This window comes from Xanthomarina spongicola, assembly GCF_003148645.1.
GTDB classification, from domain to species: Bacteria; Bacteroidota; Bacteroidia; order Flavobacteriales; family Flavobacteriaceae; genus Xanthomarina; species Xanthomarina spongicola.
This window is the reverse complement of the sequence record NZ_QGGP01000005.1, coordinates 143388-162873: the sequence shown is the minus strand read 5'-3', so window position 1 is coordinate 162873 and position 19486 is coordinate 143388. Positions and strand designations below refer to the sequence as shown.

Annotated in this window: 14 protein-coding genes and 1 tRNA gene; 9 read left to right on the top strand and 6 right to left on the bottom strand. The window is 30.9% G+C overall.

All coding sequences use genetic code 11. The features are described from left to right. Nucleotides 1-32 precede the first annotated feature (32 nt). Nucleotides 33-1094, bottom strand: coding sequence for a 2,3-butanediol dehydrogenase (locus tag LX78_RS11010; RefSeq protein ID WP_109682714.1), 1062 nt, complete (start codon nt 1092-1094; stop codon nt 33-35). Between the two features lie 62 nt (nt 1095-1156). Next, complete coding sequence (locus LX78_RS11005; RefSeq protein ID WP_109682713.1) at nt 1157-1969, bottom strand: SDR family oxidoreductase; 813 nt, start codon at nt 1967-1969, stop codon at nt 1157-1159. A 597-nt stretch (nt 1970-2566) separates the two neighbouring features. On the opposite strand from LX78_RS11005, the gene LX78_RS11000 reads away from it, so the two are divergent. Then, the gene (locus LX78_RS11000) at nt 2567-4687 is read left to right on the top strand and encodes an FUSC family protein (RefSeq protein WP_245881520.1); all 2121 of its coding nucleotides are present in this window, start codon (nt 2567-2569) and stop codon (nt 4685-4687) included. A gap of 151 nt (nt 4688-4838) precedes the next feature. Here LX78_RS11000 and LX78_RS10995 read toward each other — a convergent pair. Continuing rightward, nucleotides 4839-4912, bottom strand: a tRNA-Arg gene (locus LX78_RS10995). Between the two features lie 56 nt (nt 4913-4968). Then, the gene (locus tag LX78_RS10990; protein WP_109682711.1) at nt 4969-5121 is read right to left on the bottom strand and encodes an SsrA-binding protein; all 153 of its coding nucleotides are present in this window, start codon (nt 5119-5121) and stop codon (nt 4969-4971) included. 102 nt (nt 5122-5223) lie between these two features. Between LX78_RS10990 and LX78_RS10985 the strand changes: the two genes are divergently transcribed. Further along, the gene (locus LX78_RS10985; protein ID WP_109682710.1) at nt 5224-7173 is read left to right on the top strand and encodes an endonuclease; all 1950 of its coding nucleotides are present in this window, start codon (nt 5224-5226) and stop codon (nt 7171-7173) included. Nucleotides 7174-7340: 167 nt separating this feature from the next. On the opposite strand, the gene LX78_RS10980 is transcribed toward LX78_RS10985, so the two are convergent. Both LX78_RS10980 and LX78_RS10975 read right to left on the bottom strand, forming a co-directional pair. Further along, nucleotides 7341-9152, bottom strand: coding sequence for a M56 family metallopeptidase (locus LX78_RS10980; RefSeq protein WP_109682709.1), 1812 nt, complete (start codon nt 9150-9152; stop codon nt 7341-7343). 2 nt (nt 9153-9154) lie between these two features. Continuing rightward, the gene (locus LX78_RS10975; RefSeq protein WP_109682708.1) at nt 9155-9514 is read right to left on the bottom strand and encodes a BlaI/MecI/CopY family transcriptional regulator; all 360 of its coding nucleotides are present in this window, start codon (nt 9512-9514) and stop codon (nt 9155-9157) included. A 132-nt stretch (nt 9515-9646) separates the two neighbouring features. Between LX78_RS10975 and LX78_RS10970 the strand changes: the two genes are divergently transcribed. The 7 genes from LX78_RS10970 to LX78_RS10945 all read left to right on the top strand — a co-directional run bounded on the left by LX78_RS10970 (nt 9647) and on the right by LX78_RS10945 (nt 19027). Continuing rightward, on the top strand, nt 9647-10600 hold the full coding sequence (locus LX78_RS10970) for a calcium/sodium antiporter (RefSeq protein WP_109682707.1): 954 nt from the start codon (nt 9647-9649) through the stop codon (nt 10598-10600). A 122-nt stretch (nt 10601-10722) separates the two neighbouring features. After that, nucleotides 10723-12909, top strand: a complete 2187-nt coding sequence (locus LX78_RS10965) for a glutamine synthetase III family protein (protein WP_109682706.1) — start codon at nt 10723-10725, stop codon at nt 12907-12909. Nucleotides 12910-13090: 181 nt separating this feature from the next. Then, on the top strand, nt 13091-13225 hold the full coding sequence (locus LX78_RS15000) for a hypothetical protein (RefSeq protein ID WP_281267910.1): 135 nt from the start codon (nt 13091-13093) through the stop codon (nt 13223-13225). A 214-nt stretch (nt 13226-13439) separates the two neighbouring features. Then, nucleotides 13440-14093: a Curli production assembly/transport component CsgG gene (locus tag LX78_RS10960; RefSeq protein WP_245881519.1), complete on the top strand. Its 654-nt coding sequence runs from the start codon at nt 13440-13442 to the stop codon at nt 14091-14093. A gap of 40 nt (nt 14094-14133) precedes the next feature. Further along, nucleotides 14134-15312: an AIR synthase related protein gene (locus LX78_RS10955; protein WP_109682705.1), complete on the top strand. Its 1179-nt coding sequence runs from the start codon at nt 14134-14136 to the stop codon at nt 15310-15312. A gap of 22 nt (nt 15313-15334) precedes the next feature. Further along, a complete protein-coding gene (locus tag LX78_RS10950; RefSeq protein ID WP_109682704.1) occupies nt 15335-16288 on the top strand; it encodes a DUF3078 domain-containing protein in 954 nt (317 codons plus the stop codon). A gap of 180 nt (nt 16289-16468) precedes the next feature. Further along, complete coding sequence (locus LX78_RS10945) at nt 16469-19027, top strand: adenosylcobalamin-dependent ribonucleoside-diphosphate reductase (RefSeq protein ID WP_109682703.1); 2559 nt, start codon at nt 16469-16471, stop codon at nt 19025-19027. The last annotated feature ends 459 nt before the right edge of the window (nt 19028-19486 follow it).

The window sequence follows — 19486 nt, the reverse complement described above, 5'->3', positions numbered from 1 at the left end:
TTTTATATAAATTTTAAATGTTTATTATTCTGTTATTTACTAATATCTACTAATATTTTTACTTCAGATGGATCTTTTATCAAGGCATCAAACCCGTTTTCTACAATTTCCTCTAAAGATATAATATTTGTAATTAATTTTTCTACTGGTAATCTTCCACTATTAATTAATGCAATCACTTCTGGGAAAATATTACGATAACCAATAATACCCTTTATGGTTAATTCTCTTAAAGCATGGTCTAGAGCATCATGTGTTATGTCTTTTGAAAAAAGCGCTACTATTACTGCTGTTCCTCCATTACGAAGGCTTGCTATTCCAGTATCAAAAGAGGCTTGCACTCCTGCAGCATCGATAAATACATCCACACCAACATTTGTTAATTCCTTAATTTTTTCAGGAATGTTTTTATCTCTAGCATCAAAAGTTTGTGTTGCTCCAATTTCTTTTGCTTTTGCTAATCTACTTTCAGAGATATCTGTAATATAAACTTGCGAAGCACCACTAGCTAAAGCTACTTGAAGTGTAAGTAAACCAATAGGTCCAGCTCCAGTAATTAAAACTGTATCTCCCATTTTCATTCCACTTTGTTGTATTCCGTATGCTGCTACAGCAGCAGGTTCAACAATAGCACCTTGCTCAAAAGTCATTTTGTCTGGCATTTTGTGTGCCATATATTCTTCTACAACCACATATTTTGCAAAAGCACCATTTGCAGTAAGACCTACAAAGCCTAATGGTTCTGAAAGGTTATATTCGCCTTTAGGTACGAATGGGCTTTCTGGATTTCTAAAAATAGGCTCAACGGTAACGCGATCTCCTTTTTTTATTTTAGTGACATTTTTACCTGTTTCTACTACTACGCCAGAAAATTCGTGACCAAGTGTGGTTACACCTTGATGTCCATTTAAAGGATATGGTTTATCAACAGGAATTAATTGTGGACCATGATTATATTCGTGTAAATCTGAACCACAGATTCCTGCAAATTTTACTTCTATTTTTACTTGATTGTCATTTGGTTTAGGAATGTTTGTCTCCTCAACTCTAATATCTTTGGCTGCATACCAGCGAGCCGCCTTCATTGTTTCCATAATATTACATTTTAAAGTTTTAGTTACAGACAATTTTTTTGTCTCTTATTGTTAAAAAATATTTATCCCATTTTCTTGATATTGTGTATCACGCCTCCATCAACCAAAATATCTGTACTGTTTATAAAACGTGCAGCATCTGTTGTTAAAAAGTGTATCAATTGTGCTACGTCTTCTGGTTGTCCATTTCGTTTTAAAGGTGTTGCGTTTTTAATCAACTCCATGCGTTCTGGATGCTCTTCCATAGCTTTTAATGCCATAGGAGTTTCAATAACTCCTGGTGAAACAGATACAATTCTTGCTCCTTTTTCTCCCCATTTATTGGCATTTTTAATGGTTAGCAATTGTACACCTCGTTTTGCAAAGTTGTACATAAGGTCCGAATCTTTATTTACAAATTTACTCACAGTCTCAAACGAACCTAAAGCTTGCGGATTTACGAGAGCGTCATCATAATCTTTATTTGAAGGCACTGTATGTGCCATCATAGACGATAATAATATAGCAACAGTATCTTTTTCGGCTAGTTTATAAAATGCATCTACTAAAAGTTCTGTTGCCACTAAATCTATGGTATACACTTTATGCAAGTCTTTTACAGTACCACTCACTCCAGCTGTATGGATAAAGGCTTTTAACGACCCCTTTTCTGCTACAAATTTTGTAAGTTTTTCTATATCTTTTTTATCTGTAATATCACATGCGAATCCAGAAACATCAAATCCTTGTTTTGATAATTTTTCTACAGTTTCATCCACTTTTTGTTGCGAATAGTCTGTTAAAATTATTGGTTGGTTTTTAAAAACTCTTGCACAAGCTTGACCAATTCCTCCTGCTCCTCCTGTAATTACTATAAATTTTTTTTGTGCTTTCATTTTATTCCTATTTTACATTTATTAATAGCTTATTATGGCTCAAAGCCATAAAATTTGCTAATTAGTATTAAGTTAATAAGGTTTCGTTCTGTGGGAATACTTTAAAGGTAATAAAATTTACAGAACTTATATTTTTTTAATGTTGTACTTATATTTAATTATTTTAATCAGCTAGTAGTTCATATTTTTTATATCACTAATGGCAGTTAATAACTGACTTATATAATTATTATACTAATAGCCAAAGGCGTGCCTAAAACATAAGGAGACACTAGTATGGAAGATAATCACGTGTTAGTCAATCTATTAGTGTGTAATTTAAAATATGTCAATAATTTCAAGTTGGGTAATTATTACTCAATCGAGTAATTATTACCCAATTTTTTTGTTGAAAACAAGAAGTTTTTATTTTTCAGTTTATATTAGATAATAAAACAAGTATTATAATTCATGTTGTATCTTTGGTAGGTAAAAATAAACGCAACTCTCATTTTAAGTTTCATAACAAATCACGCCAAGGAGTTTTTAGAATTCTTAAAAAGTACAAGTTTTTCAAAAGCTGTTTTAATTGGTATTGCTATTACTGTACCAGTTGTTTTGGGTATTGTAACCAATCATTTTGATATTGGGCTTGCCATTTGTTTTGGTGCATTTTGGTGCTCACCTAGTGATGTAAATGGCAGTTTAATTCATAAACAAATTGGGATTCTTTTTTCAGCATTTTTAGTTGTAATTATCAGTTTTATTGGTGGTTATTTTCATATTTCAAATGTATTTCTATTTCCTCTTTTAGGCTTGTTAACATTTAGTATTGCATTTATTTCCATATACGGATTTAGAGCATCACTAATTAGCTTTTCGGGATTATTGGCCTTAGTATTGAGTTTTGCTCAAACTTCAGAAGATTTGGAAGTCTATCAATACGCATTATTGATTGGTGTTGGTGGTTTGTGGTATTTACTATTATCTACTTTATGGTTCTATCTCAACCCTAAAGCACAAACAGAAGAAACTTTATACGACATCTTTTTACAAACAGCAGATTTTATTGATGTTAGACGTCAACTTATAGGCGAACAACCTAATAGAGCTGATTTGCAAAAGCAATTAATGTCTCTGCAAACTGAATTAACTGAACTCCATGAGACTTTTCGCGAGATGTTAATTTCTTACCGGAAAACTTCAGGTAAATCCAATTATCAAGGCAAGCGTTTATTAGTATTTGTCCAGTTGGTAGAATTATTGGAAACTGCCATTGCAAATCCTGTAAATTACGATAAAATGGATGCGCTTTTTGAAACACATCCTGAATTTAAGACAGGTTTTCAAAAATTAATTTCAGAATTGTCTAGTCAATTACGAATTATTGCAAACAATATAAATAGGGCGAATCAATTTTCTTCCAACAAGGAGCTTTCTAATATTTTTAAAATGCTTGAAACAGATATTTTAAAATTGAAAAGCGAATTTCATACCGAAGATTATGAACGCTATTTAATGCTTCAGAATTTCTTGGATTACCAGAAAAAACAATTCGGAAAAATTAAAAGAATTAAATGGTTGTTGGGTAATCCTGAATTAACTTCTGACGATTTTGTTAGCCAAGATAACCTAAGACGTTTTATTGACGAACAAGATTACAATCCAAAATTAATACTTAGAAATCTCAGCTATAGGTCCACAATATTTAAACATTCTTTACGATTAGCGGTTACAGTAATGTTGGGTTATGGGATTGGTGTATTTTTCGATTTGCAGAATCCATATTGGATAATTCTTACAGTAATTGTTATTATGCGACCTAGTTATGGGCTTACTAAAACTCGCTCAAAAGACCGTATTGTTGGTACACTCATTGGTGCAGTTGTGGCGAGTGGAATGGTCTTTTTAATAAATCATCCTTATGTTTATGGTGCTTTAGGTGTGTTGTCTTTGGTTATTGCGTTTTCAATGGTACAGAAAAATTATAGAGCATCTGCAACATTTATTACGCTGAGTGTTATTTTTATTTATGCCATTATACAACCAGATATCTTAAAGGTCATTCAATATAGAGTTATTGATACAATAATTGGTGCAACAATATCTTATTTAGCAATGCGTTGGTTGTGGCCAGCTTGGTCGTTTATGGAAATTGGAAATAATATAAAAGATAGCTTAAAAGCAAATACTGCCTTTTTTAAATCTCTAAGTAATTATTACCAACAAAAAGGTAAAGTGCCTACTAGTCTAAAAGTAAACAGAAAAGAAGCCTTTTTACAAACGTCTAACTTAAGTTCTGCTTTTCAGCGTATGGCTCAAGAACCAAAGTCGAAACAAAACCATATAAACGATATTTACGAACTGGTAGAAATTAATCATCGATTTTTAGCATCCTTAGCATCATTGAGTGCTTATATTCAAAATCACACTACCTCTGAGGCTTCTAATGAATTTAAAATAATATCAAAAAAAATTCAAGATAATCTCGATGCAGTTTGTATGCAATTAAAGACTATTGACTTTGAAGTTTCCCAATCTAATTCTAATTCTTTAGAATTTGAAAATAGATCTGAAACACTTAAATTCTCAGTAGATCGCCTAACAAGTGATGCCATTTCACAAACAGATAATGTGCGTGCTCATAAGGAAGCACATTTAGTTTGGGAGCAATTGTTTTGGTTATATTCATTAAGCGAAAAAATGCTGAAAATGATGTCTAAATTTAAAAAGAGCTAATTATAAAAGAGTTGAAGTGAATAATATATAAAATAATATATAATTTTAATAAAGTAATTTCTTAGAATCTAAACTTTCTATTTTTCTGCAAATAGTTTGAAAATAAAAAAACCAGCAATTACAAAAACGTTGTAACATACTGGTTTTATTGTGACCTCGACAGGATTCAAACCTGTAACCTCTTGAGCCGTAATCAAGTGCGCTATTCAGTTGCGCCACGAGGCCATTTTAAGGATGCAAATATATTCCTTTTTTAGTTTATCATCAAAATAATATTCAAATTAATCTAAAGCATTTTTAGTCACATACAATTTCCAACCAAAAATTGCCATTTGTAGTTTACTAGCTTTGCTTAGGTCCAGACGCTGTTTGGTAAAGCTTGGTAATAGAGCTTTATTCAATTTTGCTAATGTTTTAAAGACTGTTTTCTTCATTTTGCAAATGTAGTTTTATTAATGTTAAAATTAATAATTTAATAAACCATAAAATAATTTTTTGACAAACAGATGTTTACATTTGCATAAATTCTCCTAAAAATGAAAAAATATATTTTTAGCATCATGCTAATAGCTTTGTCTTGGCAATGTATTGGTCAAATTGTTATTAATGAGCTAGACTGCGATTCACCAGGTATTGATGATAAAGAGTTTGTAGAGTTAAAATCCGATACGCCAAACACATCATTAAATGGCTATGTTTTAGTGTTTTTTAATGGTTCAACCTCAGGTGCAGATTCAAGTTATTTTACTTTAGATTTAGATGGTTTTACTACAGATGCTAATGGGTTACTTTTAATTGGAAGCGATTCTGTTGAGCCATTTCCACAATATTTAATTGCAGCTAACGTGATTCAAAATGGAGCAGATGCAGTAGCTATATATTTAGGTGATGAAACAGATTTTTCTGAAGGAACATTAGCAACTCAAACAAATTTAATTGATGCTTTAGTTTATGATACGAGTGATGCAGATGATACTGAACTTATGGCTCTTCTAGGTGTTACTGAACAAATTAATGAAGGCTCCAGTAATAATATTAATTCTATTCAACGTAATAACGATGGTAGCTATTTTGTTGGAACGCCAACACCAAGATTATTGAATGATGGTAGTGGAGATATTTTTAATGCTATTACTATTTCTACTTCGCAAACCCAATATAATGAAGATGCTATTTTTGATATCGTTTTTACAGCACAACAAAATGTTACTTCCGATTTCGAATTTAGTTTTACATTAGATAATTATGGTTTTACAACAGACGATTTTACTGGAAATACAACTATTACAATTCCATCAGGTCAAAATACCGTTTCTACAACCATTACTTTAATAGATGATACTTTAGATGAAGGGGATGAGGAGCCACTTATTAAGTTTTCTAATTTACAATGGCCTTTTGTGCCAAATAATAACTTCTTAAAACTTCGAGTGGTTGATAACGATTTTACAATGGCTGCTTTCGGTACACCAATAAATTCAACTTTTGGTATAGTGTCTAGCACGCAACCAGATGGATATTATAATAGCTTGGATGGTTTTGCAGATGTAGCTTTGCGTCAAGCTTTGCAAAATATTATAGCAGATCCAAATGTGGTAAGAGCTCAAACATATACAGATTGTATCGAAATTTTAAAAGAAGCAGACCAGAATCCTGAAAATAGCAATCAAGTCTGGTTGGTGTATTTAGAACAAGGTCGTGCTAAATTAGATTTCCAAACAACTTCTGTAAATACTGGAACTTGGAATAGAGAACATACTTTTCCTAGATCACGTGCTGGATATTATAGTATTGAAGAAGACGAAATTGCAGATGGTGTAGATGTGTTTTGGACAACTAAAGCAGATTCTTTACGCCATGGAAATTCCGATGCACATGCGTTAAGAGCTGTAGATGGACCAGAAAACAGTAGTCGTGGTAATCAGTTTTATGGTGAGTATAATGGGCCTTCAGGGACTTTAGGTGGTTTTAAAGGAGATGTAGCAAGAGGTGTATTTTATTTAGCTGTAAGATATAATGGATTAGAAATTGTAAACGGTTTTCCTGATGGGATGGTTGGACAGTTTGGAGATTTACAAACCTTACTTGATTGGCATAGAAATGATCCACCAGACGATTATGAAATGAACAGAAATAACATTATTTACAATTGGCAGTTTAATAGAAATCCGTTTATCGATCAGCCAGATTTAATTGAATATATTTGGGGAGATATGGTAGGTGAAACTTGGGAACAGAATCTTAGTGTTGAAGAAGCTCAGGAATTAAGAGTGAGTCTGTATCCAAATCCAACAAGTGGTAGACTTTTTATTAAAGGCATTAATACAGAAACCAAAATAGAAGTTTTTTCAGTTGATGGTAGACAGTTGATGTCTCAAGTAATTGACAGTAATTCGTTTATAGATTTAAATTATACTAGTGGATTATATCTTGTAAAAATTACCTCTGAGAACAGGTCAGTAATTAAAAAGATTTTGATTAATTAAGAGTTAAAAGAATATAAAAAGCTGTCTAAAAAGTAAACTTTCGTCAACCTAAACTTGTTTCAGGTTCTTATAATAAACTATAAATAGTTTTAGAGATTCTGAAATAAATTCAGAATGACGATTTTAAATATTACTTTTTAGACAGCCTCTTTTTTTTAATATAATGTTTACTTTTTGGTAGTAATAACTATTACACCATCTTTAGCTTTTTCGCCATATTTTTTTACAGCTTTTTCGCCTTTAAAAACTTCAACTGCTGCAATTAAATCTGCATTTAATTTATCCATTTGCTCTTTTGTAGCCTCTTTTCCATCTATATAAATTAAAGCGTTTCCTGAAGCATCACTAGAAAAAGTAGAACTTCCTCCATTTTTATTCATTTTAAAAACATTTATTTTGTGCTTCGTATCTGAATCGTTTGTTGTAAAATGAATGTCTTCATCATTTCCATCTGAAGAAATAATTTTCACTTCATAAGTCTTTTCTTTTTGACCATCTGAGATGTCTTCTTTAGTAACCCAAACATTTTTAGATTTAGCGTTACCCTTAGTTTTATAAATTAACTCTTCTCCATCTTCACCTTCAGAAATAGTAATAATTTCAATATTTTGATCTCCATCAGTTATCGTATGTACTTCACCATCTTCACTAATAAAAATCATTTCTCCATCAGATTCTATTTCAATATCTTCATCTGAGTTATGGTCATCAGAAGAAATAACATAAACATGTTTATTATTTCCGTGAGATTTTATTTTATGAGGATGACCATCTTCCGAAATAAATGTCATAGCATGTTTGCTAGATGCAATTGAAGCACTTCCAATGGAAATATTGTTTCCATCTTTATTGAAGCTGATTTTTATTGGTGAGATAGGCTCGTCTCCATTTGTGTTATAATTAGCACTAGATTCTTTAGATTCTACATCTATTTTTATGGCAATTATTTCGCCAGAAGCATTTCGTTTAACACCATTAAATTTAATAGTTAACCCATCTTTTAAAAGGTTGTTTTTTACTTTCTCTAATTCTGCATCACTAAAATCTTTTGTAATAATTACTACTTCAATGTCAGTTAAATTGTTAGTGATAATATTTTCAGAAGTATCAGTATTTATAGGGTTTGAAGTATTGATATATACTTCTTTAGTGTTAAAGCTCATTAAAAACAGCCCTAATAATGGAAGGACTAAAGTAAACTTCCATGCATTTAATTTGTTCGATTTTGATTTGTGTAACATAACGATTCGTTTTTTGATTAATGAATTATAAAAATTATTTGTTATCAGCAATTGATGATTTGGTATGCTTGCTTTAAGCAATAAGCGTTGGTAGCTTTTTTCACAATTAGAGATATTTTGAGCTTTGTAATCTGCAATAAACTCTAGATTTTGTTGTAATTCTTTTTTATACAACCAGCAAAACGGATTAAACCAAAACACAACACAACTAATTTGAGAGAAAATGACATCTATAGAATGATATTGTCTAGCGTGTACTTTTTCATGATTGATAATATGAATTAATTCCTGTTCATGAAATTGTGTTGGGTTATATACTATCCAATTAAAGAAAGAAAACGGAGGTACATTGTTGTTAGTTTCTATATATATAAAACCATCTTCTTTCTTATAATTATTATTCTTTAATAATGTAAATAAGGAAGTAAATTCAATAGATAACTTTCCTAAAAAGAAAATGAAACCAATGGTGTATATCCATGTTGCTATCTGTAAAAATGAAATTTCGCTATTTGTACTCTGGGTTAATGTACTATCCGTTAATAAGGTGTTTGGTATTGCAATAGCAGAATATTCAACATATATAGGAATAACCAATAAGGGAAGTACAGAAGCAATTGTCAAACCAGCTAATAAAAACCATCTATTCGAATTAAAAAATGTTTCTCTTTGTAAAAAAAGCTTGTAACAAATATAAAATATACCTAATACAGCTGAAGCTTTAATAAAATATTCCATAATTATTTTTTGTTTTCAATTAGAGCTATTATTTCTTTTAAATCTTCAACACTTATCTTTTCTTCTTTAGCAAAAAAGGAAACAACATTTTTATAAGAGCTATTAAAATAGTTGTCTATTGCTCTATTCATAAAGCGTTCTTTATAAGCTTCTTTTGTAATAATTGGAAAATATTGATGCGTTTTACCATATGCATGGTAACCAACATAGCCCTTTTCTTCCAGATTTCTAATAATAGTTGAAAGTGTATTATAGTGTGGTTTGTCTTCTCTTATTTCAGCAAGCACATCTTTAACAAATGCTTTTTCTAGCTTCCATAAAATATGCATAATTTCTTCTTCCTTATTTGTTAGCTTTTGCATGATAATTTTTTTTATAATTCAAACATATAACTATTTTTGTAGTTATACAACTATCAATATAGTTATTTAACGAAATTTTTAGTTTTCGTTAACTTTTCATAGGAAATGTTATCTTCGCCAAAAATTTAGTTTATGAGTTTGATTTGGGTTGTTTTAGGATTAATCTTATTAGTTGTTGGAGGAGAGTTTTTAGTTCGAGCTTCAGTTTCTTTGTCTTTTAAATTTAACATCTCAAAGCTAGTTATAGGAATGACAGTTGTGTCTTTTGCAACTTCTGCTCCAGAACTTTTAGTTAGTTTACAAGCTGCATTAGATGGCTCTCCAGATATAGCCTTAGGAAATGTTATTGGGTCTAATATTGCTAATATTGGTTTGGTATTAGGATTAACAGCTATTATTACGCCTTTAACTATTAGTGAAGACTTTTATAAACTTAATTGGCCAATGATGATGCTTTTGTCTATAGCATTATACTTTCTTCTAAAAAGTGGTAATATTCTAGATTTTAAAGAGGGATTACTTTTATTTCTATCACTTATAGTTTTCTTATATGTTTTAATAAAGAGATCGAAAAACAAAAATGTAGAGTCTATTGAAGAAGTAGATGATTCCTTACAAAAAACATCAAATTTTAAACTAATTCTTTGGTTGCTAATAGGAGGTTTTTCGCTTTATTTTGGAAGTGAATGGTTAGTTCAAGGAGCAAAAGAAATGGCTACATCATTTGGTGTTAGCGAACGTGTTATTTCTGTAACTATGGTAGCTATTGGTACAAGTGTTCCAGAATTGGCTGCTTCAGTTATTGCAGCTTTGAAACAGGAAAAAGCAATTTCCTTAGGAAATTTAATAGGTTCAAATATTTTCAATATTGCTTCTGTTTTGGGGCTTACTGCAATGGTGCATCCTATAAAACTAGATAATCCTCAAATTTTATCAAATGATATCTTCTGGATGTTAGGTTTTGCTTTTATTCTTATTCCATTTATGTTGTTGCCAAAAAAATTCGAAATAGGTAGACTTAAAGGATTTGTGATTCTTACAGCTTATTCAATGTTTATTATTTTTGCATTTCTTAGTGAAAAGTAGGGTATAAGATAATTAAATATTATTTTTTTATAGCTGACCCCTAAAAAAATAGGGGTTATTTATGTCTTAATTAATAATTTTTATAAATTTGCCCTAAAATATTTACAACTAACAAGCAAATTATGTCAACTTTAAGATTTTACGCTATTAAGAAATCGCTTAATAGAAAGCCCATTAAAATAGAAGAAAAAGAACGTCGTTCAGCTATTTTCGGAAGAAATGTTTTTAACGAAGATGAAATGCGTCAGTATTTAACAAAAGAAGCATTTAATAGTGTTATGGATGCTATTCAAAATGGGTCGAAAATAGATAGAGGAGTAGCAGATCATATTTCAACAGGAATGAAAGAATGGGCTATTTCTAAAGGAGTTACACATTATACACATTGGTTTCAGCCATTAACTGGCTCTACTGCCGAAAAGCATGATGCGTTTTTTGAGCCAATAGGTAATGGTCGAGCAATAGAGAAATTTGGTGGTGGACAATTAGTGCAACAAGAACCTGATGCTTCTAGTTTTCCAAATGGTGGTATTAGAAATACTTTTGAAGCTCGTGGTTATACAGCTTGGGATCCTACTTCTCCTGCCTTTGTTTATGGCACGACTTTATGTATTCCAACAGTTTTTGTGTCTTATACAGGTGAGGCTTTAGATTACAAAACGCCTTTATTGCGTGCATTGCAAGCCATAGATACTGCTGCTGTGGATGTATGTAAGTATTTTGATAAAAATGTTAAGAAAGTAAACGCTTCTTTAGGTTGGGAGCAAGAATATTTTTTAATAGATAGAGGCTTGGCAGCTTCAAGGCCAGATATTCAATTAACAGGAAGAACTTTATTGGGTCATTCTTCTGCTAAAGGACAGCAATTAGACGATCATTATTTTGGAACTATTCCAAATAGAGCCATGCAATATATGCGTGATTTAGAAACAGAATGTATGTTGCTAGGTATTCCAGTAAAAACTAGACATAATGAAGTAGCTCCAAATCAATTTGAGTTGGCTCCAGTTTATGATGAAGCTAATTTAGCAGTAGACCACAACTCCTTATTAATGGATGTTATGGATAAAGTAGCAGAACGTCATGATTTTAAAGTATTATTTCATGAGAAGCCTTTTAAAGGGGTAAATGGTTCTGGAAAACATAACAACTGGAGTTTAAGTACTAATACAGGAGTTAATTTATTAGGTCCTGGAAAAACACCAATGAGTAATCTGCAGTTTTTAACTTTTTTCATAAATACAATCAAAGCTGTTCACGATAATGAAGAATTGGTAAGAGCATCTATTGCTTCTGCTAGTAACGATCATCGATTAGGAGCAAACGAAGCGCCTCCAGCTATCATTTCGGTATTTATTGGTGAGCAACTAACAAGTGTTTTGGACGAGTTACAAAACGTTACAAACGGAAAATTATCTCCAGAAGAAAAAACAGACCTTAAGTTAAACGTTGTTGGTAAAATACCTGAAATTTTATTAGATAATACAGATAGAAACAGAACGTCTCCTTTTGCCTTTACAGGTAATAAATTCGAATTTAGAGCAGTTGGATCTACAGCAAACTGTGCAAATCCTATGACGGTTTTAAACACCATAGTTGCAAATCAGTTAATTGAGTTTAAGAAGGAAGTTGATGTTTTAATTGATAATAAAAGTTTAAAGAAAGACGAAGCGATTTTTAATATATTAAGAGAGTATATTAAAAAATCCAAAAATATTTTATTTGAAGGGAATGGTTATGGACAAGCATGGGAAATTGAAGCCAAAAAACGTGGTTTAAGTAACTTTAAAACTACGCCTGAAGCATTAAAGGCAAAAGTATCTAAAAAGGCTATTAAGCTATTTGAAGATATGAACGTTATGAATAAAGTAGAATCTGTTTCACGTTACGAAATTGAAGTGGAAGAGTATGTGCTGCACATTCAAATTGAAGGTCGTGTATTGGGCGATATTGCTAGAAATCACATAGTTCCTACAGCTGTGAGATATCAAAATATATTAATAGAAAATGTTAAAGGTTTAAAAGAAATTTATGGTACTGGATTTAAGAAATTAGCAAAAGAACAAATGGCTTTAATTGAAGAAATTTCAGGTCATATTGAGTCTATAAATTCGAATGTAACCAAAATGACTAACGAAAGAAAAAAAGCCAATAATTTAAGCGATCTTGAATTAAAAGCACATGCGTATTGTAATTTAGTAAAACCATTTTTCGACGAGATTAGATACCATTGTGATAAATTGGAGTTATTGGTTGACGATGAGCTATGGCCTTTAACAAAATACAGAGAACTACTTTTTACTAAATAAATTTATCTGTAATTAAATAATTTTTAAGTCCTGTTTTAAACAGGACTTTTTTATCTTAAATAAAGTAGAATGTCGTTTATCTGATTTAATTTGTAAATCAACGAAAAAGTAATTTTTGATTAATTAATCAGGTGGCTTTTTAGTATTTTAGCATTGCTATTAATCAATTATTTTATTTATCATGAAAAGGCTCATAATAAGTGTTCTTATGCTTATGGCTGCAACTTTAATATTTTCTCAGAAAAATAATGAGGATGTTAAAGATGAAACACAACAAGACTTGGTTGTATTGGAACAAACAATTTTACAGAAATAATTTTAAAGTTAGAAATTATTTAAATTAAGTTGATTCTTTATATTTAAGAAGTAATTTAAACACTATTTATATGAATTTAATATTCTATATATTTAGTGTTTTTTTATACATATATCTATCTATAAATATAGAATTGATAAGTGTAGGATATTGATTAATTGTTAAATTTCAAAAAAAATATAATTAAGAATATTTATAGAGTTTATATTTAAAAATGGTAAAAAAAAATACTTATATCAAATTTTTTGTTTCAATTATAATGGGGCTTATAGCTCTTAATGGTTTTGCTCAAAAACACAAATATTCCAAATCAGATTTCTATTTATACAGAGGTGATAATGTTGTAGATGTAGTTTTTGGAACTGCAGTGCCAAATGGAGATTATTCAGATCCAATGTTCGAATTTTACATGCATTTGGGTTATAAAAGATACATAACTCCTCATTTGAATATAAATGTAAGTTACAATAAGTTTAATTTAGCCTACAAAGATGTAACAAACGATGGCTTCATGTCTTTTGATGTCAATTTTGAGGGGCTTATTTTTCCACATAAAAGATTTTCGCCTTTTGCATATGTGGGAGGAGGATTAAATGCTGCTAATTATTTTGAACAGTCAGATGCAAAAATTCAAGGAGGAGTAGGGGTTGAATATATATTTACTGATAATATTGGAGTAACATTATTTTCAGACTATAATTATATTTTTAGCGACAATCTAGATGGTAAAGTTTTTGGCGACGCTAATGATGTGTACTGGAGAATGGCAATAGGTTTTAATTTCTATTTTGGAGGTTCTAAAAGAAAAGTTAAAACTAACGAAAACGAACCAACCATTATCAATTCCAATCCTATAATTAACAATTAAGTAAATTACAATTCTTACTTTTGCATTTCAATTCAATTTCATGAGTGAAGAAATAAGCAAAAGGTATTCCCAAAGAGGAGTTTCAGCTTCAAAAGAAGATGTTCATAATGCCATAAAAGATATCGATAAAGGGCTTTTTCCTAAAGCCTTTTGTAAAATAGTGCCAGATTATTTATCAAATAATTTAGATTATTGTTTGGTTATGCATGCAGATGGAGCAGGTACAAAAAGTGCGTTAGCTTATATGTACTGGAAAGAAACAGGAGATCTTTCAGTTTGGAAAGGCATAGCTCAAGATGCTCTAATTATGAATATTGACGATTTACTTTGCGTTGGTGCTACAGATAATATTATGCTGTCTTCAACAATCGGTAGAAATAAAAATCTAATTCCTGGTGAGGTTATTGCTGCTATTATTAATGGAACAGAAGAGCTTATTTCAGACCTTAAATCGTATGGTGTAACTATTCACTCAACAGGTGGTGAAACTGCCGACGTTGGCGATTTAGTTCGTACCATTATTGTAGATTCTACGGTTACAGCTAGAATAAAACGTAGTGAAGTTATTGATAATGCTAATATACAAGCTGGAGATGTTATTGTTGGATTAGAATCATTTGGACAAGCATCTTATGAAAAAGAGTATAATGGTGGAATGGGTTCTAATGGGTTAACTTCTGCAAGACACGATGTGTTTCATAAATACTTAGCTGATAAATATCCTGAAAGTTTTGATGATTCAGTTCCTGAAGAATTGGTGTATTCTGGTCAAATGAAACTTACAGATTCGGTTGAAAATGCTCCTTTAGATGCTGGTAAATTGGTGTTATCTCCTACCAGAACTTATGCACCAATTATTAAAAAGATATTATCAAAATACAATAGCAATACCATTCATGGAATGATCCATTGTAGTGGTGGAGCTCAAACCAAAATACTTCATTTTATAGATAATCTTCATATTATAAAAGATAATATGTTCTCAGTGCCTCCATTGTTTAAACTTATTCAAGAGCAATCTAAGACAGACTGGAAGGAAATGTATCAAGTGTTTAATTGTGGTCATAGAATGGAGTTATATGTGTCTCCAGAAGTCGCTCAAGACATTATTACTATCTCTAAATCTTTTCATGTAGATGCTAAAATAATTGGTAGAGTTGAAGCTTCAAAAGAGAAACAATTAACCATCTCAAGCGAATTCGGAGAGTTTATTTATTAGTTATTTTTTAAATTTCGGTTTAATGAAGAAAATTATATTCATTATATCTTTTATTAGTTTTCAATTTGTAATTGCACAACCAGACTCTTTATATTTTAAGACAGAAAATATTAATATTCCAAAGTGGACCCAGAAAAACACGGCAAGTCTTCTTTTAAGCGAAGTTGCCTTTGTTAATTGGAATGCAGGTGGAAGTAATTCCATTTCGGCATTATTTAATTTCGAAAGTATTTTAAAGTATCGTTATAAATATCTTATCTGGAATAATGTTTTAATATCACGTTATGGTGTTAATAAACAAGAGGGTAAGGGTTTAAGAAAAACAGATGATATTATTGATATCAGTTCTACTTTAGGTTTTAGAAAAGATGAACTTACTAATTGGTATTTTTCTTCTAGGTTTAATTTTAAAACCCAATTTACTGAAGGTTATAATTATCCAGATGAAACTAATGTGTTGTCAAAATTCATGGCTCCTGGATATTTATTTATAGGAGGAGGTATGGAATATGGAAAAAATATAGATCGGTTCTCAATTTATTTTTCTCCATTAACATTGAAAACTACGTTTGTTTTAGATGATGAATTAGCAAATGCTGGCTCATTTGGAGTAACTCCTGCTGTTTACGATGAAGAAGGGAATATTGTGGAAAAAGGTGAGCGAGTTAGAAATGAAGTGGGAATTCTTTTAACAAGTACTTTTGAAGCTCAAATTTTCGAAAATGTGATGCTTTTTAATTATGTAAGTTTTTATACAGATTATTTAAACGATTTTGGAAATATTGATGTTGATTGGCAAATAAATTTCGATTTTAAAATAAATAGTTTTATAAAAGCTAATTTTGGATCACATCTTAAGTATGATAATGATGTAAAAACAATTGCAGAAACAGATGTTGAAAATACATATGAATATGAAGGAGCTAAGGTACAATGGAAGCAAATACTAGGTTTAGGTGTAGTTGTTGACTTTTAAAAAAAAAATAAAATATTTGTTAACTTTTTATTGTTAATAAATTTTTAAAAGTCTAAAAAACAGATATTTACGATTTTTTCTTGTAAACTTTATGATTTTTATCATGTTACAAGTTTAAAATTTTTACGTTATTTACAATTGTAAAATAGAATGTAAAATTTTTTAAATTAATCCTAAGACATGTCAATACAAACCCAACCAAAAGTACTTCCTCCTACTTACACTCAAGATGAAGCCTTTGAAGCTTCTGTAAAATATTTTAAAGGCGACGATTTAGCTGCTCGCGTATGGATAAATAAATATGCTTTAAAAGATTCTGAAGGCAATTTATACGAGTTAACACCAAACGATATGCATTCACGTATTGCAAAAGAAATTGCAAGAGTAGAATCGCGATATCCAAATCCATTATCTGAAAAAGAAATTTTCGACCTAATCAAAGATTTTAAATATATCGTACCTCAAGGAAGTCCGATGGCTGGAATTGGTAACCCATATCAAATTGCATCGCTTTCAAACTGTTTTGTAATTGGTAACGATGGTGATTCAGATTCCTATGGAGGTATCATGAAAATAGACCAAGAGCAGGTGCAACTTATGAAACGTCGTGGAGGTGTTGGTCACGATTTGTCTCACATTCGTCCTAAAGGATCTCCTGTAAAGAATTCTGCTTTAACTTCCACAGGAATTGTTCCATTTATGGAACGTTATTCTAATTCTACTCGCGAAGTAGCGCAAGATGGTCGTCGTGGAGCATTGATGCTATCAGTTTCTATCAATCATCCAGATTCAGAAGATTTTATTGATGCTAAATTAGAGCAAGGTAAAGTCACTGGAGCAAATGTCTCAGTAAGAATTGACGATCAGTTCATGAAAGCTGTAAAGGAAAATACAACTTACACTCAGAAATATCCAATATTCAGTCAAAACCCTAAGTTTTCAAAAACTATTGAAGCCAATAAAATTTGGAAAAAAATTGTTCATAATGCATGGAAATCGGCAGAACCAGGAATCTTGTTTTGGGATACCATTATAAACGAATCTGTTCCAGATTGCTATGCAGATTTAGGTTATAAAACAGTTTCAACAAACCCTTGTGGCGAAATACCACTTTGTCCTTACGATTCTTGTCGTTTATTAGCAATGAACTTGTTTTCTTATGTAGAAAATCCCTTTACAGACAAAGCCTCATTTAATTTCGAGTTATTTAAAAAACACATTCATGTAGCACAACGCATCATGGACGATATTATTGATTTAGAGCTTGAAAAAATAGACGCAATTATTGCTAAAATTGATGCAGATCCAGAAGTTGATGAAGTAAAAGCAACCGAAAGAAATCTGTGGTTAAATATTCAAAAGAAAGCAGGAGAAGGACGTAGAACAGGAATTGGCATAACTGCAGAAGGAGATATGTTGGCAGCTTTAGGTATTAAATATGGAAGCAAAAAAGGAAATGCTTTTTCTGTCAAAGTTCATAAAACATTAGGTATTGAAGCTTATAGAGCATCTGTTTATGCTGCAAAAGATAGAGGTGCTTTCGAAATTTTCGATTCAGAACGTGAAAAAAATAATCCATTTATCCAACGTTTAAAAGAAGCAGACGACAAGTTGTATTATGAAATGCTGGAACATGGTAGAAGAAATATAGCTTTATTAACAATTGCTCCAACAGGAACAACTAGTTTAATGACGCAAACATCTTCTGGAATAGAACCTGTTTTTATGCCTGTTTACAAACGTAGAAGAAAAGTTAATCCAAACGATAAAAACGTACGTGTAGATTTTGTGGATGAAGTTGGAGATTCTTGGGAAGAGTATGTGGTTTTTCACCATAGATTCAAACAATGGATGGAAGTAAACGGTTTTGAGGTTTCAGATAATTACGACCAGAAAGAATTGGATGCTATGGTTAAGAAATCGCCTTATTACAAAGCCACTTCTAACGATGTGGATTGGATGAGCAAAGTAAGCATGCAAGGAGCTGTTCAAAAATGGGTGGATCATTCTATAAGTGTTACAATCAATTTGCCAAACGATGCTACCGAAGAATTGGTAGGGCAACTATACTTGGAAGCCTGGGAAGCAGGTTGTAAAGGTGTTACAGTTTATAGAGACGGTTCTCGTTCTGGAGTCTTAATCTCTAACGAAGAAAAAACTGAAGACGATACACAAGAATTATTAACAGCTTTTCCAACAAAACGTCCTCAGGTTTTAGAAGCAGATGTGGTTCGTTTTCAGAATAATAAAGAAAAGTGGATTGCATTTATTGGGTTAATAGATGGAAAACCTTACGAAGTATTTACTGGTTTAGCTGATGATGAAGATGGTATCTTAATACCACGTTGGGCAAACAATGGAGTGATTATTAAAAATAGAAATGAAGATGGAACTTCGCGTTACGATTTTCAGTATCAAAATAAAAGAGGTTATAAAACAACAATAGAAGGCTTATCTCATAAATTTAATCCTGAATTCTGGAACTATGCCAAATTAATTTCTAGTACGTTACGTCATGGTATGCCAATAGATAAAATTGTTGATTTAATTAATAGTTTACAATTAGATAGCGAATCTATTAACACATGGAAAAATGGAGTGGTTCGCGCACTTAAACGTTATGTGGAAGATGGAACTAAAGCTAAAGGACAATCCTGCACTAATTGTAGTTCAGAAAACTTAATATACCAAGAAGGATGTTTAACTTGTAAAGATTGTGGTTCTTCTAAGTGTGGATAATATTTTGTAGAATTAATTTTAATAGGGAAGTTGGTAACAGCTTCCCTTTTTTTATATAAACACTTTTATGAAAGAAAGATAAATTATCATTAGTAAAACATCAATTATAAAAATTGAAGAGAAAAGTCTTAAAGAAGAAATGCCCAAATTTCTATAAAAATTAAGCTTCCGTTTTGCATGAGACTCGTTTAGAAAATACCATAATAAAATGGTTAAAAAAAGTTTTGTAATTATAGCAGGAATTATTTGTGGATTCACAAAAGTAATCACAATATTAATTATAAACGACCAAATAACGTAAGGCTTATAAAATAATAATATGGCTCCAAAATGCTGCTTCATAGTATGAAAACGACTTTTTTAACAAAATATTTCTAGTTAATTGATTTAGGTTTAAATAGAAGAATCTAAAAAATTCTAAAATCCATAAATTATCGTATTTTTGACACACAATTTAGA